Genomic DNA, 22491 nt, shown 5'->3' on the forward strand with positions numbered 1-22491 from the left:
CTGTGGGAGCGAGCTTGCTCGCGATAGCGTCTACCTGTTTGCTATTGATTTGACTGGAAAATTGCTATCGCGAGCAAGCTCGCTCCCACATTAGACGGCGTGCAGATGCAGACCTTCGGCATCCACCAGAACCCGCACCGATTCATAACTCGCCAACGTCGCATGCAACGTCTCGATCGGCTGCTCATGGGTCGCCGTGACAATCATCAAGTCCGCCCCCGCCGCCTCGGCCGCCAGAATCCCCACCGTGGCGTCCTCAAAAACCAGGCACTGCTCAGGCTCGACACCCAAGCGCCGGGCCGCGAGTTTGTACCCCACCGGATCGGGTTTGCCGACCGTGACGTCCTCGGCCGTAATCATGACGTCAGGCTCCGGTATCCCCGCCGCCGCCATCCGCCGCAACGCCAGTTCCCGCGGGGCGGAAGTGACGATGGCCCATTGGCCGGCTGGCAAGGACCGCAAGAATTTCGCCGCGCCAGCCACTTCCAGTACCCCGTCGACGTCGACGACTTCCGCTTCGGTAATCCACGCGGCTTCGGCCTCGGCATCCACCCCGGGCAAGTCCAGGCGCCTGATGGTGTCGATGGCGCGGGCACCGTGAATGGTCGGCAGGAAGCTGTCGACATCGACACCATGGCGCACGGCCCAGGTGGTCCAGACCCGCTCGGCGGCGGCAATGGACGTCAGGACGGTGCCGTCCATATCGAACAGAAAGGCTCGGTAAGTCGAGTTGAATACAGAGTGATCGGACAAGGAAAAGAACCTCGCAGGTGCCGGACGGATTTGCCCGGCAATGTAGCATCTGCGCGCTGGTCAGTTGAGTCGTTTGGACTTGAAGGTCTGGTCCACGCAATCGAGCAGCCCGCCAATCATCCAGGGTTTCTTGATGAAAGAGACCGCATGCCGCACGCCTGCGCTTTCAGGGGTTTCGAAACCGGACATGATCATGATCGGCTTGTCCGGCCAGCGATCGCCGAACTGGTTGGCCAGGTCCGCGCCGTTGAGCGTGCCGGGCATGGTGATGTCTGTCAGCAGCATGCCCACCTGTGGCGCATGCTGCTCCAGATAAATCGCTGCCGCGTCCGCGCTGATTTGCGGTTCGACGACAAAACCTTCCTCCTGAAGAATTTCACAGAGAAACTCCAGGATCAGCGGGTCGTCCTCAACCACCAGAATCAACCCGCCAGGAAGATCCCCACCCGCCGTCGGTACTCGACTCATGACCGTGCCGCTCCCTGATTGCCTCGATGATTTCGCGGGTTCTGATCCGCCACCTAAAAGGTATGAGCAGCGGAATCGGTGGAAATTCATTTTTGATACAGCAGATCGACAATAGGAAAACCTGTGGGAGCGAGCTTGCTCGCGATGGCGGCGTGCCAGTCAACAGGGATTCGACTGTCAGGCCCTCATCGCGAGCAAGCTCGCTCCCACAGGTTTTGTGTTGCCTTTGATTATTGCGACATGGCGTCTTTGCTCATGCTGTCCTTGGACATGGCATCTTTCTTCATCGCGTCCTTGGACATTGCATCCTTGGACATGCCGTCTTTGGACATGCCGTCTTTGGACATGGCGTCCCTGGACATCGAATCGGTCTTCTTCATCGCATCCTTGGACATGGCGTCTTTGGACATCGAGTCCTTGCTCATGCTGCCGTTATCAACAGCAGTAGCGGCAAACACAGAGGCAGCACCAACGGCCAGGCACATGGACAGAACAACAGTGGTCAACTTTTTCATGATGGATCTCCTTGGAGCACGGGTTTGCGGACGGTGAATGTTTCGCACGTTCATCAGCTGCCACCGAACCAGTTGTAGCCCTGGTCTTCCCAGTAGCCGCCGCTGTAGGTGTTGCTGACGAAAATCGCCTGAATGTGTTTGGGGTTCTTGTAGCCAAGCTTGGTGGGCATGCGCAGCTTCATCGGGAAGCCGTATTCGCGCGGCAGCACCGCGCCGTCCCAGGTCAGCGCCAACAGGGTTTGCGCATGCAGCGCGGTGGCCATGTCGATGCTGGTGTAGTAGTCGTCGGCGCATTTGAAACCGACGTATTTGGCATCGGTGTCGGCGCCGATGCGCTTGAGGAAATCGCTGAAGCGCACGCCGCCCCAACGCCCGATCGCGCTCCAGCCTTCGACGCAAATGTGCCGGGTGATCTGCTCGGTCTGGGCCATGGCCCTTAGCTCTTCGAGGCGCCAGCTGCGCTTGTCGGCGACCAGGCCGGTGACTTCCAGGCGATAGCCCTCCTCCTCCACCGTCGGCGCTTCGTCGATGCCGTAGAAGGCATTGAAGGGAAACGGCCGGGTGATCATCGATTCGGGGTAGGTCGGCGCCATCGCGTTGGGGTTGAACAGCCAGCCTTGCACCCGGTCGTTGAAGCGCGACATGGACGACAGCGCAGTCTCAACACTGTCGTTGTCAGTGATGTTGCAGCCGGACAGCATCGCCACGCCGCCAAGGGTCAGGCCGCGCAACAGGAACGAGCGGCGCGAGCGGTCCTCGATCTGTGGCGCGAGGATCTTGCGGGCATCGGTGAGGATCGAATCCTCGTCCAGCCCGGCTACCTGAATGCGCTTTTTCATACCTGCTCCTTGTGGCCGACGATCATGGCCCACAGCGTTTTTGGAACCAGTGCGACCATCACCAGATGCACCGCCACGAAGGCCACCAGCAATGCCATGGCGAAGAAGTGCACGCGACGTGCCCCCTCGTAGCCGAACAGCAACTCACGCAACAGCGGAAACTGCACCGACTTCCACAACACCAGCCCGGAGAGCACCAGCAGGAGGATGTCGACCATCACGAACAGGTATGCAAAACGCTGCACCTGGTTGTAATGATTGAGGTCGGCGTGCCCGAGTTTTCCCCGCAAGGCGGCCCACAGGTCGTGCAACACGCCTTTGGGCGAGACCGGGAAGAAACGCCGCTTCAGGCGCCCGCTGAACAGGTTGAACGCCAGGTAAATCAGACCGTTGATCGCCAGGAACCACATCGCCGCGAAGTGCCATTGCAGCGCGCCTGCCAGCCAGCCGCCGAGGGTGATCGAATTGGGAAAGCTGAAATCGTAGAGCGGCGAGGCGTTATAGATGCGCCAACCGCTGGTGACCATCACCAGCACCGCCAGGGCGTTGAGCCAATGGGTCAGCCGCAGCCAGCGTGGATGGCTGGCCTTGGGTGAAGCAGTTGTCTGCGACATGTCCGGCTCCCGTTTGTTGTTGTTCGTTGGAGCCGAGTATGGAAGCCGGAAGATCGCCAAATCCTCACGCAAAGTTAAATTAAACGTGATAACTCTCGGGACACGTGCCCCGCTTTCTGCCTCCCGACAATCAACCTCGTCATCAACGGACTTGAACGGCGCGTTGCGACATGACAGCATTCGCAACTGCAACAACTTCCCATTTGCGAATTATCTTCGTTCGAGGTTTCGTCGTGTCGGGCCAGTCCGCTTCGTCCCTTTCCGAGCTTTACCGTGGGCATCACGGCTGGCTTTTCGGCTGGCTGCGTAAAAAGCTCGGTTGTCCCGAAAACGCGGCTGACGTGGCCCATGACACCTTCGTCAAACTGCTGGGCCTGGACGTGCTGCCGACGTTGCAGGAGCCGCGGGCCTATCTGCTGGTGGCGGCCAATCGCCTGTTGATCAATCAGTACCATCGCCGCCAGGTCGAAGCGGAAACCCTGCGCAGCATGGCTGTTCTGCTTGATCAACAGACCCAGCAAGGCCCGGAACGGATCAACGCGATAAACCAGTTGCTCGGTAAAGTCCTGCTGCTCTTGTTGGAAGAACTGGAGGAGAAACCGCGCCAGGCGTTCCTGATGTCGCGTATCGATGGCTGTTCTTATGCCCAGATTGCCAGGCACCTCAAGGTCTCAGAAAGCAGCGTCAAGCAGTACCTGGCCAAGTCGCTTGCGCACTGCCACGCCCGTCTGTTCGACGCCCTGCCCGATGGATTGAACGATGACTGACGGCCTTGTTCAGGAGCAGATCCGCGAGCAGGCGGCACTGTGGCTGGTGCGTCTGGACGAGAACCCGACGACTGCCGAACTGGCCGAATTCAACGCCTGGCGGGACGCGGATGCACGCCATGCGCAACTGTTCGAACAACTCCAGCAACTGTGGCAATCGCTGTCACCGCCCACGAAAACCCGGCCTCGTCGCGCGCGCCTGATTGGCGCAGCGCTGGTGTTACCGGCGGCAATCGCCCTCGCCCAGTTCCTGCCGGTGCAAACCTGGATCGCGCCCGGCACGCAGGCACCGATGTCGCCCCGCGCCCAACTGATCTTCCATGACAGGCCATTGCCCGAGGTACTGGCCGAAATTGAACGGCATCGTCGGGGCATTATCTGGGTGTCGGATGCGCAATTGCAGGCCCTGCGCTTTACGGGCGTGCTGCCGGCACAAGACAGCGATGCCGCGCTGGCGTTGTTGCAGGCGGCCTTGCCGATACGCGTCGAGAGTTACAGCCAGTTGCTAATCCAGGTGCGCAAACGCTGAGTCTCTGGAAAGAGCCTCGAAAAAAATCTTCAAGACAACTGCCCGATTTCATTTCAGCCCGGTCATTGGAGTTAATACAGTCGATTCCATGGGCAACAACAATGACCAACCAGACCTTTTCCCTCTTTCGCCTGAGCGCTCTGGCACTGGCCTTGAGCTGCGCCGCACCGGCCTTCGCCGACACCGCGACAGACACCTGGCACTTCGAGTTGGCGAGCCAGCCGCTGGAAACCGCGCTGACGGCGCTGGCCACTCAAACCGGGCTCTCCATCGGTGTCGACGCGGCACTGCTGCGTGGCAAATCGGCGCCGTCGTTGCAAGGTGACTACAACGCTGAACAGGCGCTCAATGCCGTGCTGCGCGACAGCGGCCTGCAATGGCGCTTCAGCGGGGACAACAGCGTCATCCTGCAACCGGCGCCGGCACCGATGGAACTGGGCAACGGTCCGCTGGCGTTGTCCGACACGGTGGTTTCCGCCACCCGCAGCGAAGCCAGCATCGCCTCGATTCCCGGCACCGTGCAGCTGATATCGCAAAAGGACATTGCGCAACAGTCCGCTGCCGGGCGCAACGTGGCCGACATTCTCGGCACGCTGGTCCCGGGTTTGGCGCCCTCCTCCGGGACCATGAGCAACTATGGCCAGACCATACGCGGACGTAACGTGCTGGTGCTGATCGATGGTGTATCCCAGAACGCCAGTCGCGATGTGTCACGCCAACTCAACAGCATCGCGCCATCGAGCATCGAGCGCATCGAAGTGGTCTCAGGCGCCAGCAGCCTTTACGGTGCCGGCGCTTCCGGGGGGATCATCAACGTCATCACCAAACGCAACGAAGGACAACCCTTGGCATTGAGCAGTCGCGTGGGCATCAGCAGCGCCGACAATTTCAATAGCAAAGGCTTTGCCTACGATGTCTTCCAGAGCGTGACCGGGCGTGAGAAAGCCTTCGACTGGTACCTGTCGGCCGACCTGTTGCAACGCAACGATCAATTCGACGGCAATGGTAATCGCATCGCCCAGGAAGCTTTTCAGGGCAGCAACATGGACACCGAGAGCCATGACCTGCACGCCAGATTCGGCTTTGATCTGGATGACGATCGACGCCTGAGCCTTTCCTTGCAGGAATACGAGGACAAGCAAGACACCGGTTACGTGGCCGGCGTTCGCAATGGTGAGTCAGTGGCGGTCAAGGGTTTGCAGCTGAGTGATCAGCCGTTTACCCATAATCAGGCGGTGAACTTCAATTACAGCGATCAGGATCTGTTCGGCCAGCAATTGCAGGTGGAAAGCTACTGGCGCAAACAAGAGGCACGTTTCTTCCCTTACAACTGGGGCGCCAATGCCGGGGTCGTCGCCTCCGAAAGCCAGGCCGATGTCTATGGCGTGCGCACCGCCGTGGACAGTGCGTTGCCCTCGATTGGCAGCGCCACCGGCAGCCTGGTCTGGGGTGCCGACTTCGAGAATGAACGCATCAGCCAGCACGGCGACCGCTACAGCGTCGATGGGCTGGTCTATACGCCGACGGGTCAGCGCTATGCATTCGGCCCCGACATCGAAACCAACACCACCGCGCTCTTCGCCCAGTCGAGCTGGGACATCGGCGACTGGACACTGCGCGGCGGTGCGCGGCATGAATGGATTCACAGCGACGTCGCCGACAGCATTGCCTTTGGCGGCATCTGGCAAGCGGGGGTGACCGAGGTGCTGCCGGGCGGCACGCTGAAGTACGAAGACACCCTCTACAACCTCGGCGCGGTTTATCACATCAGCAGTGCGCAGGATGTTTTCGTCAATTTCAGCCAGGGTTTCTCGTTGCCCGATGTCCAGCGTTTCCTGCGTGATGTTCGCGGCAGCTATGACATCCAGGACCTCAACGCCCAGGCCATCAAGGTTGACAGTTACGAACTGGGCTGGCGTGGGGATTGGGATTCGCTGCAAGGCAACATCACCGTGTTCGAAAACCGTTCCGACGTGACTCAGTACTACGATTCCGTCACACGTGCGCAGCGTCTTATCGACCAGAAAGAACGCGTGCGTGGCATCGAGACCAGTCTTGCCTATCACCTGGACGATGCCTGGTCGCTGGGCGGAACCTATGCCTGGACCAAAGGTGAAACCCATCAGAACGGCGAATGGCGCGACCTGCCGGCCACCCGCATCTCACCTGCCAAAACCACGGCCTTCATCGCCTATGAGCAGAGCGACTACAACCTGCGATTGCAGGCCCTTCGCCTGGAAAGCTACGACGCCGGATTCCAGGACGGGAACGGTCGTAAAATCGAAGGCTACACCACGGTCGATCTGTTGGCTGGCGTGGCGCTACCGGTCGGCAAACTGGACCTGGGCATCTACAACCTGAGCGACCGCAACTATCAAACGCTCTACATGCAAGCCAATGCCGCCGCGCCATACCCGAATGCCGAAGGACGTCGATTGGCCGTCAGCTATTCGGTGGACTGGTAAACGCTTGCGCTAACGGTTCGTTGAGGGGGCAATTGGGTTTAGAATGCTGCCCCTTTCACGCCACCGAACCGACCCGATGAACCCTGAAGCCCTCGCCACTCTCAACCAGCACCTGCTGACCGCCCTCGCGGCAGCCCCCGCCGAAACCCGCCGCCTGTTCCACGGCCGTGGCCGCTGCTGGCCCGGGCTGGAGCAAGTGACCGTGGACTGGTTGCAGGGCGTCGTGCTGGTGGCGCTGTTCAAGGAACCGGAAGCTGAGCAACTGGAAGGCTTGAAGCAGTTGCTGATGGCGATCACCGAGTCAGCGCAATGGGCCCAGTCCGGCGCCCACACCCTGTTGCTGCAACATCGCTACTTGCTGCAAAGCACCACCGAGTGGCTGCTGGGGGACGTCATCGAGGAAATGACCATCACCGAGGGTGGCCTGAAGTACCGGGTAGACCTGGGCCGCAAACAGAACACCGGGCTGTTCCTCGACATGCGCTACGGTCGCGACTGGGTGCGGGCCAATGCCGAGGGCAAGCGGGTGTTGAACCTGTTCGCCTACACCTGCGGTTTTTCGGTGGCGGCCATCGAAGGCGGCGCGAGCCACGTGGTCAACCTCGACATGTCGAGCCCGGCCTTGAACCGTGGCCGTGACAACCACCGGCTCAACGGCCACGACATGAGCAAGGTCGGTTTCCTCGGCCACGACCTGTTCAAGTCCTGGGGCAAGGTGATCGGCAAAGGCCCGTACGACCTGGTGATCATCGACCCGCCGTCGTTCCAGAAAGGCAGCTTTTTGCTGACCAAGGACTACCAGCGAGTGTTGCGTCGATTGCCGGAATTGCTCAGCCCCCAGGGTACCGTGCTGGCGTGCATGAACGACCCGGCGTTCGGTGCCGACTTCCTGATTGACGGCGTGACCCGCGAAGCGCCAAACCTGCGGTTCGAACAGCGGCTGGAGAACCCGCCGGAGTTTCCGGATGCGGATGTCGAGTGTGGGTTGAAGGCGTTGGTGTTCAAGCAGCGCCTGACCGACTGACCGTCGTTGCGGCGGGCAGCACGCCCTCATCCCTCGACACTTCATCAATCTGCGCCATGCTCAAGTGCGCCGTTTCCCTCAGGAAGAACGAGCAAACCGCGACAATCGCCAACGCCACCGAGCCATATACCGCAACCCCGACTGCATTGTGGTTGGTGGCAATCAGGATCGCCGTGGCCACGCTCGACGCCGTACCGCCGCCCAGTGCTGCGCCGATCTGGTAGGCGGCGGACATCCCCGAATAGCGCATCTCCCGGGGGAACTGCTCTGCGAGAAAGGCCGGAATCGGCCCCTGGGTCGCCCCCATGAATGCACCGACCGCGATGTACGCGAGGGTCGATACCCACAGGCTTTTCATGCCGACCAACGGGAAGAAGGCAAAGAACCCGATGGCCATGATGATTGCGCCGAGGATCATGACTTTGCGTCGGCCGACCCGGTCGGACAGCAGGGCAAACAGCGGAGCTGTCACCACGATGGCCACCGACAACGAAAAGTCGAAGATCAGCGCGTCCGTGCTGCTGTAGCCGAGTTGGGTGGCATACGACAAAAAGAACGTGCTGCCGATGTAGGCGATGGTCACGTAGCCAAACGCGATCCCGGTGCACAGCAGCATTTCCTTCGGGCGTGCCCGCAGTGCCGCGACCAGGGGAATGCGTGCCTGCGTTTTGTGTTCGACTGGCTGTGCCACCGGTTTTTGCAGCCGCGCATAGAGCCCGATCAGCACCAGCAGACCGCCCAGCCAGAACGGGATGCGCCAGGCGAAATCGGCAAGGTTATCGTTCGAGGCGACACTGACGATGCCGAACACCGCTGCCCCCAGGATGCCACCGATGCCGATGCCCATGCTGGTGAAACTGCCCCACAGTCCTCGTCGACCGGGTGGTGCCGATTCGATGCCGAACAGCGCCGCCCCGCCCCACTCGCCGCCAGCGGCGAAACCTTGTATCAACCGCAGCAGCACCAGGAGTGCCGGTGCTGCCAGGCCTATCGACGAATAGCCCGGCAGACAGCCGATCAAAAAGGTGCTCAGGCCCATCAGTAACAGGGTGATCACCAGCATTTTCTGTCGGCCGCTCTTGTCACCGTAGTGCCCGAAGACCATGCCGCCCAACGGACGGGCAAAAAAGCCCGCGCCAAAGGCCGCGAAGGCAAACAACGTGGCGGTGAGTGGGTCCATCTGCGGAAAGAACACCTTGGGAAATACCAGCGCCGCCGCCGTGCCGTAGATGACGAAGTCATAGAACTCCAGCGCGGTACCCATGCCGGAGACGAAGAAGGTTCTGAGGGCGGATTGCGAACCCGCCGTGGAATGACCGTTACTAGCCATATCGAGTGCTCTTTTTGTTGTTATGGAGGACGCCGGTTCAGAACCGCTGAAAGCCGTCGCGGGCCAGTTGCATCGGGTTGCCGGCAGCGTATTCGAGGACGCCGTGTTCGCTGTCGATGCCGATGGTCAGCAGGGTTTCCCAGCGCTCGGTGGCCGGCATGCTCAGGTCCGGATGGAAACAGATCGGCGCCTCGTCGCCGGCGGCACCGCACATGGCCGCCGCCCGGCGATTCAAGTCGCCATGGACCATGTCAACCCGCGCTGCATTGACATGAGCCAGGCGTGCGTAGGTGGTCGAAGCGTCCGGCGTCCGCTCGCCAAGGCTGAGTGCCGCGTCGAGAAAGTGGTTGGTGTGGGTGATCCAGCCGTCCTCACCGGGCAAAACCACGGCGGTGCCGGCGGCGGACATTTCAATGCTCGCCGCACGTGGCGATGCATCGCTGCGGGAGAACACCGTCAGCACCGTCGAGGCACTGACCCGCGCCGATCGCGCCAGGGCAATCGCCTCTTCTACGCTGGTGGCCTCCTCCAGAATCCGCCGGGCAATCGCATGCACTGGCACCCCGGCCACGGCGTTGTCACTGGCGTGGTGCAGGATGTTGAAGTGCAGCCCGATGCCTGCGCTGTTCACGCCGATCTTGCCGAGCATGCCGAACTCGGTGAACAGCTTGACGGTGAGTCCGGAGCTGGCCGTGAGTTGCAACAGCATGCCGTGGGGCACCAGGGAATCGTGCCAGTCCCAGGTCTGGATGGTCCTGGGCGCATCAGCCCCCGCTGGCGCATGCACCGCCGTCGAACATTCACCTTCGAGCGAGGCTGGCATCACCGCAAGAATTTCCGTACGGGCATTCAGGCTCGCCAGTTGCCACAGGGCAATCCCGGCACCTTCGGCCGTGGCTTCCAGCTCCCGGGCCAGGCTTGGGCTCCAGTCGGTGAGTGCTTGCAGGCTGGCTTCGCCGATCGAGCGCACCTGCTCGGGCATAACACCGACCTGATTGAAAAAATCGAGATAGAGCGCCACCGTCTTGCCGATCTGTGCGCCCCAGGTTTCGCCAATTTGCTGGCCTCGGACTTGCGGGTTTTGGGTGTCGGTGACGAAGCAATGCAGTTTCACGAGCGGTGGTCCTTTTTTTGCGTTGGCATTCAGCCTGTGGGAGCGAGCTTGCTCGCGATAGCGGTGGGTCAGTCGACATCAATGTTGGATGTGATGACGTCATCGCGAGCAGGCTCGCTCCTACAGGTTCCGGGTTGTGGGGGGGTCAGGATTTACGGGCGAAAATTTCGCGGCCGGCGAACCAGGTCTGCAGCACCCGGGTATCGCGCAGGGCCTCTGGCTTGACCGTGAAGACATCACGGTCGAGGACGATCATGTCGGCCTGTTTGCCCGGCTTGAGCGAACCGATCTGATCCTCGAGGCGCAAAGTGCGGGCGGCGTTGAGGGTGTAGGCCTGGAACATGGTCTGGCGGTCGATGTCTTCGTCAGCGTTGAGCACGCCTTTGGGACCTTTGCGGCTGACCGCCTGGTAGATCGCCTTCCACGGATCCGGCGTGGTGATCGGCCAGTCGCTGGCACCGGCAATGGTCGCGCCGTTCTTCAGCAGTGAGCGGGCCGGGTACGAATACATGAAGGCCATGGCGCTGACATAGGGCTTGACCAGGTCCACGCTCGACTCATCGGCCATGGCCCAATACAGCTGCATCGAGGCAATCACGTTGAGGGTTTTGAAGCGGGCGAATTCCTGCGGATTGACCATCTGCACGTGCGTGATGGAATGGGCAATCCCGCTTTTCCGGTCCTTGCGCGCTTGCTCGATGCCGTTGAGCGATTCACGCACTGCGCGGTCGCCAATCGCATGGATGTGCACCAGCCAGCCGCGGGCGTCGGCGGCGCTGACCAGTTCGCCGAAGTGCGCCGGGTCGATCAGCAACTCGCCGGATTTCTTCGAGTTCTTGTAGGGCTCCAGCATGGCGGCGCTTTGTGCCGGAACTTCCGCCACGCCGTCGGCAAACACCTTGATCCCCGGCAGGGTCAGGTTGGGCACGCCGAGAAACTGCTGACGCACCTTGTCCAACTCATCGAGATCGGCCGGCGTGGCTTTCGAGTCCGCCATCAGCAGTGCGGCCACATGAGCGGTCAGCTCCCCGCGTTCGGCCAACGCTTTGTAGATGGGCAGCACCCCCACCGACTGATTGTTCACATCGCCGCCGGGGATTTCATTGGCGATCGGGTCCATCCAGCCAGTGATGCCCAGGCTCTTGTAGTAGTCCAGTGCTGCGCGCCCGCCCGCCATCAACTCCTCGGTGGTCGGGGCTGCTAGCAAGGCCTGCACCGGATACAGGCCGGCGTCGACCAGGAAGCCATTCGGACGCCCATCGGAGTGATGCCCTATCGTGGCCTGCTCCTCGTCCTTCAGCGCCTTGACCCGCGCGGCATCGACGCCGGCACGCTGGAGCATGGCCCGGTTGGCCCACCCCGTGTGCAGGTCCCAGCCCAGAAAGAGAATGGGTGTATCCGCCCATTCCCCCTGATTGAAGCGCTGCTCAAGCGCCTCGATCCGGTTCCAGTAAGTCGATGGCAAGCCGCCGACACTGAGGACATCACCGCGTTTGGCCTTGCCGTCTTCGCGCCATTGACGCAGGCGCTTTTCCAGCTCATCGAGCGGCAGCAACTCGCCGTCCAGATTGGCCTGACGCAATTGCAGGCCGCCCTTCACCGTGTGCGAGTGCGAGTCGATAAACCCTGGCATCAGCACCTTGCCACCCAGGTCGATGATGCGCGTGTCCGGCTGTTTGAGCCGCAGCACTTGAGCATCGGAACCCACCGCCGAGACCTTGCCGTTCTCGACCGCAATGGCCTGCTGCAAGGGCTGGCCAGGTTCGGCGGTGTACACCCGGGCGTTGTGCAGGATGAGATCGACAGCGGCCATACTTTCCATCGAGGAACAGGCCAGAACAAGTGACGCGGCCAGGGTCAGAATCTGTTTCATGGGATGGCTCTTTATTTTTGTTGGGCTGTAGCCAAGACTATCCAAGCCGAATCGAGAACTGAATGCCTGCTCCCGCACAACTTCTGTGCCTATCAGGAATAGATAAATGGACAAAATGAGTGCCCTGACCATGTTCGTCGCCACCGCCGAACAGGGTAATTTCAGCCGCGCCGCCGACCTGCTCGGCAAAACCCCTTCGGCCTTGACCAAGGCCGTGGCCCAACTGGAGGAAGAACTCGGCACGCGCCTGTTCGACCGCACCACCCGGCGCATGGCGCTGACCGAAGCGGGCCGCATCTACCTGGAAGGCGCACGCCAGGCGCTGATGCAACTACAACTGGCCACCGAAGACGTGGAGCAGTTGCAACATGAACTGCGCGGTGACTTGCGGATCACCGCCCCGCCCTCGTTCGCGCCAGCGTTTCTCAACCAGGTGTGCTGTCGCTTTTTGACCGCGCATCCGCAGGTCAAACTGGAAGTGGACCTGAGCGATAACTTCGAAGACCCGGTGGACGGCGGCTACGACCTCGCCCTGCGCGACGGCCCCATCGACCTGCCTGGGGTGATCGCGCAGCCGGTAGTGGAAAACCAGATGTTGCTGTGCGCCAGTCCGACGTACCTGGCGCGCAAAGGCGAGGATGTTTCACTGGAAAATTATCAGCAGCATGACTGGCTGATATTCCGCCATCCGCTACTGAATCGGCATTTCTGGTGGGTCAAGCAAGGCGAGCAACGGATACGCCTGACACAGCCGACGCCACGGGTGGCCAGTGATAACTACGACTTTCTCCTGGCCTGCCTGCTCGATGGCCAGGGCTTGCAGTTCATCCCGCAGTGGAGTGCCGCGCCCTATCTGGCGCGCGGTGAGCTGGTCGAGTTGATGCCCCAGTACTGGCGTGAACCCAGCGCGTTCGGGCCGTGGGTCTACGTGCTGTACCTGGCCCACCGGCGCAATACGCGCAAGGTGAAAGTGTTCATCCAATACCTCAAGGCGCATTGGCAGGAACAGCAGGCCTGAAAGGTTGGATCAAGCCAATAAAGACCGCGAAGGCAACGGCCTGGTCAACCAGACAATCCGGATTAACGCGGCTGCAACACCAGTGCAAACAACTCGCCATGCCCGTTCACGTTGAGCTTGTGATAGAGGTTGCGCCGATGCACCTTCACCGTCTCCGGGGAGATGCCCATTTGCTGGGCGATGGCCTTGCTGGAGAACCCCTGGAGAATCAGGCGCGCGGTTTCGATTTCCCGCAGGGTCAGGCGTGCGTCGAAGCGATCGAGCAAGGTCGCCAGATCGCCGGCCGGTGGTTCGGCGACCGGCCCTTCCAGTGGCAGCAAATCCAGGTGTCGGCGCATCGCCGCCAGCACCCAGTCACGCACGCACAGCAGACAGCCCTGCTCCTCGAGGCTGAAGCGTGTCGAACGCCCCAGGGACAGGCCGAGCACGGCGCCATCGACGTTGACCATGAACTGCAATTCGTCCCCACCGACCACGGTGCTGAAGTAACTCAGGTAGTACTCACTGTGCTGGAACTGGTCGGGGGCCACCGAATCAAGGCTGTGCAAGCCGTCGGCGATGCCGGCGCAAGCGGCTTGATAGAACGGATCAAGCAGGTACATGCCGGCGCGGTAGTCCGCCAGTTCTTCCTGCTCAACACTGTTGCCCTTGGCATCGAAGTCAATCAGCAGGCGCGGCACATGCCCCGGGCGCATCAGCGCCACCAGCGCGTTATCCAGCGGCACCAGCAAGCGCAGGGTATCGACCAGCGCACGCCAGAAACTGTCCCGCCCCACCGCCGTAAAGACCCGCGCCAGCCCCTGATGCACCGGCAACTCTTTCAACAACGCGTCCACGCACTACCCCTTTTGAGTAACCCATGATGGGAATGGGTGAAGGCCACCCTGGTCGATACGCTGCAAACTCCTGATTACCACCGGCCGCAACAGGCCAGGAGTGCCGCATCATGAGTCGTCACCGCTTGTATTTCAATCTGGGGTTTGGCGCCTGTCTGGCGGTTTCGCTGTCGGCTTTTGCGGTCGAAGCCCCGACGGTGCACGTGTACAACTGGTACGACTACATCGGCCCCACCACCCTGCAGGACTTCAAGCGTGACACCGGGATTGCACCGGTCTACGACACCTTCGACAGCGCCGAAGTGCTCGAAGGCAAGTTGCTCACCAGCCGCAGCGGCTACGACGTGGTGGTGGCCAGCAACTTCAGTTTGCCCACGCTGATCAAGGCCGGCGCCCTCGCCCCCCTGCCCCGTGCGCAGATGCCGGACTTCAAGAACATGGACACCGAACTGCTGGCGAAACTGGCCAACAACGATCCGGGCAACCAGTACGCCGTACCCTACCTGTGGGGCACCAACGGTATCGGCTACAACATCGACAAAGTGCGCGCGCTGCTGGGTGACAAGGCGCCGGTGGATTCCTGGGACCTGGTGTTCAAGGAAGAGAACCTGGCGAAACTCGGCGAATGCGGCGTGGCCATGCTCGACTCGCCGTCGGAGATGCTGCCGGTTGCCCTGCACTACCTCGGCCTGCCGCCCAACAGCACCAACCCCGAGGACTACAAGAAGGCCGAAGCGCTGCTGCTGAAACTGCGTCCGCACATCGCCTACTTCAACTCGTCGAAGTTCATCAGCGACCTGTCCAACGGCAACATCTGCGTGGCGGTGGGCTGGTCCGGCGCGATGCTCGAAGCCAAATCCACCGCCGAGCAGGCGGGCAACGGCGTGAAGATCGCCTACAGCTTGCCGAAGGAAGGCGCGCCGGTATGGTTCGATACCCTGGTGCTGCTCAAGGACGCTCCGCACCCGGAACAAGGCATGGCCTTCATCGACTACCTGATGCGCGCCGAAGTCATCGCCCCGGTCAGTGACCACCTCAACTACCCCAACGGCAACCGCAGCGCCACCACACTGGTGGCCGAAGCGACCCGCAGCAACCCGGCCGTCTATCCGCCCGCCGAAGCCATGGCCACCTTATTCACCCTCCAGCCACTGCCACCCGCTACCGAGCGCGTGCGCACGCGGATCTGGAGCAAGGTCAAAAACGGTCAATGACCGGACACCACAAAACCCTGTGGGAGCGAGCTTGCTCGCGATAGCGGTGGATCAGTCGCCATGGATGCTGAATTTAGCGACCCCATCGCGAGCAAGCTCGCTCCCACAGTGTCCGTGGTGTCCAAAAAATATTTTTTCTGCCACGAATCGAAGATGAGAAAAACCATGAAACCACGCGCCCGCGACCTGAATATCCCGATCGGCCAACTGCAACCCGGTCCGCTCAATGCCATCACCGACGTCCCCGGCGTACGGGTCGGCCACAGCGACGTACGAGGCCGCACGGCCAATGGCCGCGACATCCTCACTGGCGTTACCGTCATCGAACCGCGCGCCGGTTCCACCAGTCAGCAACCCTGCTTTGCCGGCGTGCATGTGCTCAACGGCAACGGCGATGCCACGGGGCTGGAGTGGATACGCGAGGCAGGCTTGCTGACCAGCCCCATCGCCTTCACCAACACCCACAGCCTGGGCGTGGTGCGCGACGCGCTGATCGTGCTCGACCGCGAGCAGCAGCCGGATGACGGGCGCCTCTACTGGAATATGCCAGTGGTGCTGGAAACCTTCGACGGCCTGCTCAACGACATCAACGGTTTTCACGTGAAGCCGGAACACGTGGCCCAGGCCGTGCGTTCGGCGGCGGGCGGACCGGTGGCCGAAGGCAATGTCGGCGGTGGCAGCGGCATGATCTGCCACGAATTCAAGGGCGGCATCGGCACCGCGTCGCGCCGCTTGAACAGTGCCCAGGGCGGCTGGACAGTGGGGGCGATTGTCCAGGCCAACCACGGTATTCGCAATGAGTTGCGCGTCGATGGCTACCCGGTCGGGCGCTACATGGAACAGGTCGATTCGCCGTTCCTCAAGGCCTCTTTGCCCCATCCGGGCATGGGTTCGATCGTGGTCTGCCTGGCCACCGATGCGCCGTTGCTGCCGCACCAGTGCACACGCCTGGCCCAGCGCGCCAGCCTCGGCCTGGCCCGCACCGGCGGCGGCAATGAAGACCACAGCGGCGACATCTTCATCGCCTTCGCCACCGGTAACGATCACGTGCCACCGGCTGCCTACGAGAGCAAGAAAGCACCGACCACCCACAATCTGAGCATGGTCAACAACGACCACATCAGCGAGCTGTTCCTGGCCGCCACCGAAGCCGTGGAAGAAGCCATCATCAATGCCCTGCTCGCCGCCGACACCGCCGAAGGCAACGGGCATGGGGTGCCGGGGCTGGATGCCGAAACCTTGCTCAAGGCGTTGCGCCGCGCCGGCTGGCCGGGGGATGCGACTAGCGGTACTTGAGTGAAACACTCGGTCTTTTTAGGATGAACTTACGCAGCCGCTTGCTTGCGCAAGCCGCTGCGTAGGTGGTGAGTGAACTGAACCCCTACCAAGCTCACCACTTGTTTCATGCGCATCTTGAGCCTCACGGCTCCACTTCCTCCCCATCAAGAGCTTTGAGGCTCTTTTTTTACCTCTGAAAACCAACACTATTCATTGTGGAAGCGAGCTTGCTCGCGATAGCGGTGGGGTCAGCCACAGTAAATGTCGACTGACCCGGCCTTATCGCGAGCAAGCTCGCTCCCACAGGGGGATTTGTGGGGGGTTAGGAGAGTGCGATCAGACCAGGCGCAACCGAGGGCCAGCGGCCGGCACCGCATCGTCACCCAACCGCCCCCGCACAAACGCCTGGGCCTTGCGCGTCAGCTGGTCCAGATGCCGGTCGCGCTGTTTTTCCGCGTCGGTCATGGCCCGCTTGCCATGTTTTTGCAGCAGGTAGGTATGAATCTGCCGCACTTCCAGCGAGCTGTAGATCGACGCCACATCCAGCAGCGCCATCAAGCCAGCGGTAGCGTGGTCGCGAGTGTTCATCAACACCTGGGTCGCACGCACGCCCACCACCTCAAAGCCCATCGCCTCGAAATACGGCACCTTGGCCACCGAGCAGGTCAGCTCGGCATGGGGGTAGCGACCGACCATTTCCCGCAGCATCCGCCGGGCCACGCCCTGGCGCCGATACTCGGCCTGCACTGCCATGTACGCCACGCCGCAGGCCTCGGGGTCGTCCTGCACCGGCAGGTACAGCACAAAGCCCGTTACCTTTTGCGGGTCGTCTTCGTCCGTGGCGACGATCAACTCCACGGCAATGCCTTTTTCACCGTTCAGCGCTTCCAGATACAGGTGCACCTCATAGCCGATCGCGTATTGATAGAGGTTGTACAGCAGGTTGCTGGGCGGGATCGCGACCATGCTGATGTCGGTCAGGTTGTCGACCACCATCTGCAGGATCTGGCTATTGATGTGCTCGGGGCACGGGGTCTTGAAATGGCTGATCAGGGGCATTGCGGTGACAGGCTCCGGGAGGCAAGGGCCGCCTATCATAGCGCGCCCGGCACGTCCGGTCCGAAGGTGATGGACAGACATCCACCCTCCTTGAGCCATGCGCATCATTTTCAAGGCCGACAACAGTGAGTCCGGCACACATTGTGCTGGATGAACTTGCCTCTTCGCGATCAGGCCTGCTCCTTCAGGGGACAGCGGTATTGCCCACACCTCAATCTGCTGTGGGAGCTCGCCTGCTCGCGAAAGCGGTTACCACCACACCGACCTCGGGTATGAACGGGGGAGAACGGGTGGGTGAAAGCCCCCAACGTTGAGGATTCCCACCTACTGCGCCATCAGGACCAAAACCCAAACCGCCAGCCTTTTGATATCAAACAGGTTTTTGTTTCCCCCAAATTTCCCCGCGATTGGCGCACCTATTGCATCGAGCGTTTTTGCAAACGTCAGCCACACCGACGCGTCCCGAGGAAACAAGATGAAAAACAAAACTGACCTCAAATCGCTCGGCTTTTTCAGCAAACCGGGCATCGCCGCTGTGATGCTGATCAACGTCAGCCTCGGCATCGTCAATGCAGCACCGCTCGACGATGTCAGCCCGCCGCCGCCGACAGATCCGTCGGCGTATACCAACCCGCCGGCCGACCCCCAGGCCGCGCTGGATGCCATAGAGACCATGCCTCCCACCAACCAGGGCTCCTACGCCTTGCCCAATGGTGTGTACGGCACCCGCACCACGCCAACGACCGACAACGTGCTGCCGCCAAGCCTGCAGACATCCTTCAAAATCCCCACCAACGGCAAGCCCAGCCCGTTGTTCGGGGCCCAGCCATACACTCAGCAACTGCTGCTGTTCGAAGAATTCGGCACGGAAAAACTCGACCCGACACTGCCGGCACCGCCCCTGACTTTCCCGGTTCCGATCGTCGGCCCGGCGCCCACGCAGGACCCGAACAACATCGCCCGCAGCGGCCCTTCGGCCGCCGCGCTGGAAGCCTTCATGCGCCAGCCGGGGCTGTACCCGTTTCCGGCGCAGTATTCCAACGTGCTGGACCGCAACCCGTGGAAAGCGCAGATCGAAGCCTTCCTCAACCGCCATCCGGTCGGCTCGCCGGCCGAAGGTCGTCCGCCAGGAAAAGGCTGGTCGCACCAGCGCTGGAACGAGTTCTACCCACAGGTCGCCTTCAAGACCGCTCAAGCCGGCGCCAAGCTCAACGGCGGCATGCGCGACCGCCGGCAGTTGCACAACTACGCCGTCGGTGAGTTCGGGCCGGGCGGGCTCTACAACCAGACCTCGGACACCCCGATCATAACGGGCACCACCAAAGGCATCGACACCCGCTTTCACCCCAACATGCCGATTCAGAACCACAAGGCGCTCTGGACTTTCGACGGCACCTTTCCGCCAAAACTGCTGATGGTGCGGTACGGCCAACCGGTGCTGATGCGCCACTACAACGCCCTGCCGATCGATCCGTCGGCCAACATGGGGTTCGGCCTGCACACCCTCAGCACCCACGAACACAACGGCCACTCCCCGGCCGAAAGCGACGGCTATTCCAATGCGTTTTTCTTTCCGGGGCAGTACTACGACTATCGCTGGCCGATCCAGTTGGCCGGTTACGACTCCATCAACACCAGCGCTCAGGATCCGCGCGCGGCGTTCCCCTGCGCGCCGGGTGAAACCCTGTTCGTCAACGATGCCACGCCGGGCTTCAAGACCTGCGACAACGGCAGCATCAAGATCCGTGGCGACTGGCGCGAAGCCATGAGCACCCACTGGTTCCACGACCACATGCTCGATTTCACCGCGCAGAACGTCTACAAGGGCAATGCGGTGATGATGAACTACTACAGCGCCATGGATCGTGGCAACGAAGCGCTGCAAGACGGCGTCAACCTGCGTCTGCCCAGCGGTTCGGCATTGCCCTGGGGCAACCGCGACTATGACGTCAACCTGATGATTGCCGACAAGGCCTGGGATACCAATGGCCAGCTGTGGTTCAACCCGTTCAACACCGATGGTTTTCTCGGCGACCAGATCCTCGTCAACTGGCAGTACCAGCCACGCCTGAACGTGCGGGCGCGCAGCTATCGCTTCCGCATTCTCAATGGCTCGGTGTCGCGCTACTTCAAGATCGCGCTGGTGCGTGAGATCGCCGGTACCGGTGGCGAATTCCCCGGCCCGGCGGGTTCCGGCCTGTCTTACACCCGCGTGCCGTTCCATATGATCGCCAACGACGGCAATCTCATGGAACACGCGGTGCCGTTCGACGGGAGCATGGACCTGGACGCCGACGGCGATGTGCAGGACCACAACGCTATCCTGCCCACCCTGGCCATCGCCGAGCGTTACGACATCATCGTCAACTTCTCGAAACACGGGATCAAGACCGGCGACAAGCTGTACTTCGTCAACCTGATGGAGCACCACGACGGCAAGGGGCCGGAGGTTGCATCGCAGAGCCTGGCCGATGTCTTGTCCGGCAGGTACAAGGCAGTGCTCAAGCTGGGCAGCAAAGGGCTGGAATGGGACGCCGGCGACCCGGTGGTGGGCAAGTTCATGCAGATGGTGGTGCAGACTTATGCCGGCCAGGACGTGAGCATGAACCCCGCCGACTACGAACCCGCCAAGCCAGGCCAGCCGGTGGGTAAAAGCATGATCCCGCTGACCCTCAACCGTGACGATCCGACGGTGCAAGCCACGCTCAAGGCGGCGCGCCATCGCGAGTTCACTTTCGGCCGCTCCGACGGTACCGACGAAGAACCCTGGACCATCAAGACCGACGGCGGTTTCGGCTACCAGATGGACCCTCGGATCATCAGCGCCGCTCCGCAACTGGCTACCGGCCCGACCGCTGCCGGGTTCTCCGGCGACGGCACCCTGGAAGTGTGGAAAATCATCAACGGCGGCAACGGCTGGAGCCACCCGGTGCACGTGCACTTCGAAGAAGGCATCGTCCTCAAGCGCGACGGCAAGGCACCGCCGGAATGGGAAAAATGGGCGCGCAAGGACGTCTATCGGATCGGTCAAGAAGTCGACAGTTCGGTGGACGTGGAGATCGCGATCCGCTTCCGCGAATTCGCCGGGACCTACATGGAGCACTGCCACAACACCCAGCACGAGGACACCTCCATGCTCCTGCGCTGGGATGTCGAGAATCCGGGCCAGTTCCAGTTGATGCCAACCCCCCTGCCCGGCTGGGACGGCGTCACCTACGTCAATTCCGCCGCGCTGCCGACCTTCCGCACTGGCGATAAACGTGTCGAGGACCCCGATAACCAAAAACCGGTCGCCAACGCCGACAGCGCCATCAGTAACACCGGCCAACCGGTGATCATCAACGTGCTGGCCAACGACAGCGACCCTGACGGTAACGTGCCACTCAAAGTGGTGGGCCTGGAGCAACCGGACTCCGGCAAGGGCGTGGTCAGCACCGATGGCCTGCGCGTGACCTACACACCACCGGCCACGGTCCCCGCGCCGTTCACCGCGACCTTTACCTATAGGGCCGCCGATGCCAAGGGCGCCGAGTCGGCACCGGCGACGGTGTCCGTGGCGGTCTCGGCACCGGTCAACGAGAGCCTGATCGTCACCAGCGCCACCGTCACCGCCCGCAGCAACAGCCGCTGGTATTGGGTCCTGTCCGGCACCACCTCCCGTGGCACGGGCAATACCATCACGGCAACGGCCACGACCACAACCGGTACGGTGAACCTTGGCGCCGCCGTCCTGACGCTGACACCGACAGGCGCACGCTGGAACATAGCGGTGACGACCGCCGGCAGCGGCCCCTCGCCTAGCCCGACGGCGACCATCAAATCGGCCTTCGGCAAAACCGTGACGGTGCCGATAAAGGCGAACTAGAGCGGATTGATCGACGCCCGGCCCATGCAATGTGGATCGGGCGTTTTTCTTTTGTGCAGCGTGCGGTGGGTCCGAAGTGGGTTTTGTTGACTGTCCGCTCTATCCGCAAAGTGCCTGATGGATCTCAGCCTTGGTATTGACTGTTACACCGCCATCGCGGGCAAGCCCGCTCCCACAGGGGGTCTGCGTCGAGCATAATTTATGTGCTCGCTGAAGATCCTTGTGGGAGCGGGCTTGCCCGCGATGGCGGCACCTCGGTCTATCAGACAAACCACATTCCATCCCCCCAGCAGCATGGTCACATGATTGGCCGAGGAACTATCGATGGGGTCCCAGTCACCGCTGCGGCGCCACCATCCGGAAGCGAATATTGATCTCGTTGGACACCACACTGTCCGCCCACTCGCCCTCGCCGATCTTGAAGTCGTCACGCTTGAGCACCAGTTGGCCCTCGAAGATGCCGATGGCGCTCTCGGATTTGAGCAGCACCGGTACACTCACTTCCCGAGTAAGCCCCCGCAGGGAAAGCTTGCCGGTGATGGTGTAGCGGTTATTGCCCAGGGCCTTGATGGACGTGGATTCGAAGGTCGCCACCGGATAAGTCGCCGTGTCGAACCACGCCGGTTTTTGCAGCTCGGTGTTGGCGTCGCTGTTGCCGGCGTCGATGCTGTTCAGGTCGATGGTCAGCGCGGCATGGGCGGCGCCGGGGTTATCGGTGTCGAAGTCCAGTTTGGCCTTGAACTTGCCAAAGGTGCCGTAGGCTCTCGACCCCATCTGCTCATAGGTGAAACTCAAAGTGCTGGCCCTGGCGTTCACATCCTTGTATTCCACGGCTTCAGCAAACGGCACCAGGCCGAACACCAACGTGCCGGCCAGAGCGACGCAACGCGCGGATCGAAGGTTCATGACGCTCTCCGGGAGGGATCCCGT

19 protein-coding genes are annotated in these 22491 nt (G+C 61.7%); 8 read left to right on the forward strand and 11 right to left on the reverse strand.

What is annotated here, in order from left to right; translation table 11 throughout:
- Positions 1-90 precede the first annotated feature (90 nt).
- The 5 genes from AC1RS8_RS16450 to AC1RS8_RS16470 all read right to left on the reverse strand — a co-directional run bounded on the left by AC1RS8_RS16450 (position 91) and on the right by AC1RS8_RS16470 (position 3189).
- Positions 91-753 carry an HAD-IA family hydrolase gene (locus tag AC1RS8_RS16450; RefSeq protein WP_489338779.1) on the reverse strand — a complete coding sequence of 221 codons (663 nt, stop codon included), beginning with the start codon at positions 751-753 and terminating at the stop codon, positions 91-93.
- A gap of 60 nt (positions 754-813) precedes the next feature.
- On the reverse strand, positions 814-1221 hold the full coding sequence (locus tag AC1RS8_RS16455; RefSeq protein ID WP_349736983.1) for a response regulator: 408 nt from the start codon (positions 1219-1221) through the stop codon (positions 814-816).
- Positions 1222-1451: 230 nt separating this feature from the next.
- Positions 1452-1736, reverse strand: coding sequence for a pentapeptide MXKDX repeat protein (locus AC1RS8_RS16460; RefSeq protein WP_489338780.1), 285 nt, complete (start codon positions 1734-1736; stop codon positions 1452-1454).
- A 53-nt stretch (positions 1737-1789) separates the two neighbouring features.
- Positions 1790-2575, reverse strand: a complete 786-nt coding sequence (locus AC1RS8_RS16465) for a molybdopterin-dependent oxidoreductase (RefSeq protein WP_090456473.1) — start codon at positions 2573-2575, stop codon at positions 1790-1792.
- Positions 2572-3189 (reverse strand): cytochrome b/b6 domain-containing protein, encoded by a 618-nt coding sequence (locus AC1RS8_RS16470; RefSeq protein WP_223504240.1) that lies wholly within the window; start codon positions 3187-3189, stop codon positions 2572-2574. Before AC1RS8_RS16470 ends, AC1RS8_RS16465 begins: the two co-directional genes overlap by 4 nt.
- A gap of 233 nt (positions 3190-3422) precedes the next feature.
- Here AC1RS8_RS16470 and AC1RS8_RS16475 point away from each other — a divergent pair, with 233 nt between their 5' ends.
- The 4 genes from AC1RS8_RS16475 to AC1RS8_RS16490 all read left to right on the forward strand — a co-directional run bounded on the left by AC1RS8_RS16475 (position 3423) and on the right by AC1RS8_RS16490 (position 7974).
- Positions 3423-3956 (forward strand): sigma-70 family RNA polymerase sigma factor, encoded by a 534-nt coding sequence (locus AC1RS8_RS16475; protein ID WP_493163086.1) that lies wholly within the window; start codon positions 3423-3425, stop codon positions 3954-3956.
- Positions 3949-4485 carry a FecR/PupR family sigma factor regulator gene (locus tag AC1RS8_RS16480; RefSeq protein WP_489338782.1) on the forward strand — a complete coding sequence of 179 codons (537 nt, stop codon included), beginning with the start codon at positions 3949-3951 and terminating at the stop codon, positions 4483-4485. Before AC1RS8_RS16475 ends, AC1RS8_RS16480 begins: the two co-directional genes overlap by 8 nt.
- Before the next feature lie 101 nt (positions 4486-4586).
- The gene (locus AC1RS8_RS16485) at positions 4587-6950 is read left to right on the forward strand and encodes a TonB-dependent receptor (protein WP_340313891.1); all 2364 of its coding nucleotides are present in this window, start codon (positions 4587-4589) and stop codon (positions 6948-6950) included.
- A gap of 76 nt (positions 6951-7026) precedes the next feature.
- Positions 7027-7974, forward strand: coding sequence for a class I SAM-dependent methyltransferase (locus tag AC1RS8_RS16490; protein WP_489338783.1), 948 nt, complete (start codon positions 7027-7029; stop codon positions 7972-7974).
- On the opposite strand, the gene AC1RS8_RS16495 is transcribed toward AC1RS8_RS16490, so the two are convergent.
- The 3 genes from AC1RS8_RS16495 to AC1RS8_RS16505 form a co-directional block, all read right to left on the reverse strand.
- Positions 7952-9304, reverse strand: a complete 1353-nt coding sequence (locus AC1RS8_RS16495; protein ID WP_489338784.1) for an MFS transporter — start codon at positions 9302-9304, stop codon at positions 7952-7954. The two genes, AC1RS8_RS16490 and AC1RS8_RS16495, sit on opposite strands and share 23 nt — an antisense overlap.
- Positions 9305-9341: 37 nt before the next feature.
- The gene (locus AC1RS8_RS16500) at positions 9342-10418 is read right to left on the reverse strand and encodes a C45 family autoproteolytic acyltransferase/hydrolase (RefSeq protein ID WP_489338785.1); all 1077 of its coding nucleotides are present in this window, start codon (positions 10416-10418) and stop codon (positions 9342-9344) included.
- A gap of 145 nt (positions 10419-10563) precedes the next feature.
- On the reverse strand, positions 10564-12291 hold the full coding sequence (locus tag AC1RS8_RS16505; RefSeq protein ID WP_489338786.1) for an amidohydrolase: 1728 nt from the start codon (positions 12289-12291) through the stop codon (positions 10564-10566).
- 106 nt (positions 12292-12397) lie between these two features.
- Between AC1RS8_RS16505 and AC1RS8_RS16510 the strand changes: the two genes are divergently transcribed.
- On the forward strand, positions 12398-13309 hold the full coding sequence (locus AC1RS8_RS16510; protein ID WP_489338787.1) for a LysR family transcriptional regulator: 912 nt from the start codon (positions 12398-12400) through the stop codon (positions 13307-13309).
- 62 nt (positions 13310-13371) lie between these two features.
- Here AC1RS8_RS16510 and AC1RS8_RS16515 read toward each other — a convergent pair whose 3' ends face one another.
- Entirely contained in the window at positions 13372-14145 is a 774-nt protein-coding gene (locus AC1RS8_RS16515; protein ID WP_489338788.1) for a helix-turn-helix transcriptional regulator, read from the reverse strand.
- Between the two features lie 110 nt (positions 14146-14255).
- Between AC1RS8_RS16515 and AC1RS8_RS16520 the strand changes: the two genes are divergently transcribed.
- Positions 14256-15359: an extracellular solute-binding protein gene (locus AC1RS8_RS16520; protein ID WP_489338789.1), complete on the forward strand. Its 1104-nt coding sequence runs from the start codon at positions 14256-14258 to the stop codon at positions 15357-15359.
- A gap of 165 nt (positions 15360-15524) precedes the next feature.
- Positions 15525-16655 (forward strand): DmpA family aminopeptidase, encoded by a 1131-nt coding sequence (locus AC1RS8_RS16525; RefSeq protein ID WP_154908699.1) that lies wholly within the window; start codon positions 15525-15527, stop codon positions 16653-16655.
- A 318-nt stretch (positions 16656-16973) separates the two neighbouring features.
- On the opposite strand, the gene AC1RS8_RS16530 is transcribed toward AC1RS8_RS16525, so the two are convergent.
- Positions 16974-17696 (reverse strand): GNAT family N-acetyltransferase, encoded by a 723-nt coding sequence (locus tag AC1RS8_RS16530; protein WP_102671368.1) that lies wholly within the window; start codon positions 17694-17696, stop codon positions 16974-16976.
- 475 nt (positions 17697-18171) lie between these two features.
- Here AC1RS8_RS16530 and AC1RS8_RS16535 point away from each other — a divergent pair, with 475 nt between their 5' ends.
- Positions 18172-21561 (forward strand): Ig-like domain-containing protein, encoded by a 3390-nt coding sequence (locus AC1RS8_RS16535; protein WP_489338790.1) that lies wholly within the window; start codon positions 18172-18174, stop codon positions 21559-21561.
- A gap of 336 nt (positions 21562-21897) precedes the next feature.
- On the opposite strand, the gene AC1RS8_RS16540 is transcribed toward AC1RS8_RS16535, so the two are convergent.
- Positions 21898-22467: a YceI family protein gene (locus AC1RS8_RS16540; RefSeq protein ID WP_489338791.1), complete on the reverse strand. Its 570-nt coding sequence runs from the start codon at positions 22465-22467 to the stop codon at positions 21898-21900.
- Positions 22468-22491: the final 24 nt, after the last annotated feature.

The organism is Pseudomonas sp. GW821-FHT12A04 (assembly GCF_058807755.1).

Coding starts and splice junctions, on each gene's coding strand:
- AC1RS8_RS16525 (WP_154908699.1), top strand. CDS start 15,525: ATGAAACCACGCGCCCGCGACCTGAATATCCCGATCGGCCAACTGCAA.
- AC1RS8_RS16520 (WP_489338789.1), top strand. CDS start 14,256: ATGAGTCGTCACCGCTTGTATTTCAATCTGGGGTTTGGCGCCTGTCTG.
- AC1RS8_RS16535 (WP_489338790.1), top strand. CDS start 18,172: ATGAAAAACAAAACTGACCTCAAATCGCTCGGCTTTTTCAGCAAACCG.
- AC1RS8_RS16540 (WP_489338791.1), bottom strand. CDS start 22,467: ATGAACCTTCGATCCGCGCGTTGCGTCGCTCTGGCCGGCACGTTGGTG.
- AC1RS8_RS16470 (WP_223504240.1), bottom strand. CDS start 3,189: ATGTCGCAGACAACTGCTTCACCCAAGGCCAGCCATCCACGCTGGCTG.
- AC1RS8_RS16460 (WP_489338780.1), bottom strand. CDS start 1,736: ATGAAAAAGTTGACCACTGTTGTTCTGTCCATGTGCCTGGCCGTTGGT.
- AC1RS8_RS16495 (WP_489338784.1), bottom strand. CDS start 9,304: ATGGCTAGTAACGGTCATTCCACGGCGGGTTCGCAATCCGCCCTCAGA.
- AC1RS8_RS16485 (WP_340313891.1), top strand. CDS start 4,587: ATGACCAACCAGACCTTTTCCCTCTTTCGCCTGAGCGCTCTGGCACTG.
- AC1RS8_RS16510 (WP_489338787.1), top strand. CDS start 12,398: ATGGACAAAATGAGTGCCCTGACCATGTTCGTCGCCACCGCCGAACAG.
- AC1RS8_RS16530 (WP_102671368.1), bottom strand. CDS start 17,696: ATGCCCCTGATCAGCCATTTCAAGACCCCGTGCCCCGAGCACATCAAT.
- AC1RS8_RS16480 (WP_489338782.1), top strand. CDS start 3,949: ATGACTGACGGCCTTGTTCAGGAGCAGATCCGCGAGCAGGCGGCACTG.
- AC1RS8_RS16505 (WP_489338786.1), bottom strand. CDS start 12,291: ATGAAACAGATTCTGACCCTGGCCGCGTCACTTGTTCTGGCCTGTTCC.
- AC1RS8_RS16455 (WP_349736983.1), bottom strand. CDS start 1,221: ATGAGTCGAGTACCGACGGCGGGTGGGGATCTTCCTGGCGGGTTGATT.
- AC1RS8_RS16465 (WP_090456473.1), bottom strand. CDS start 2,575: ATGAAAAAGCGCATTCAGGTAGCCGGGCTGGACGAGGATTCGATCCTC.
- AC1RS8_RS16490 (WP_489338783.1), top strand. CDS start 7,027: ATGAACCCTGAAGCCCTCGCCACTCTCAACCAGCACCTGCTGACCGCC.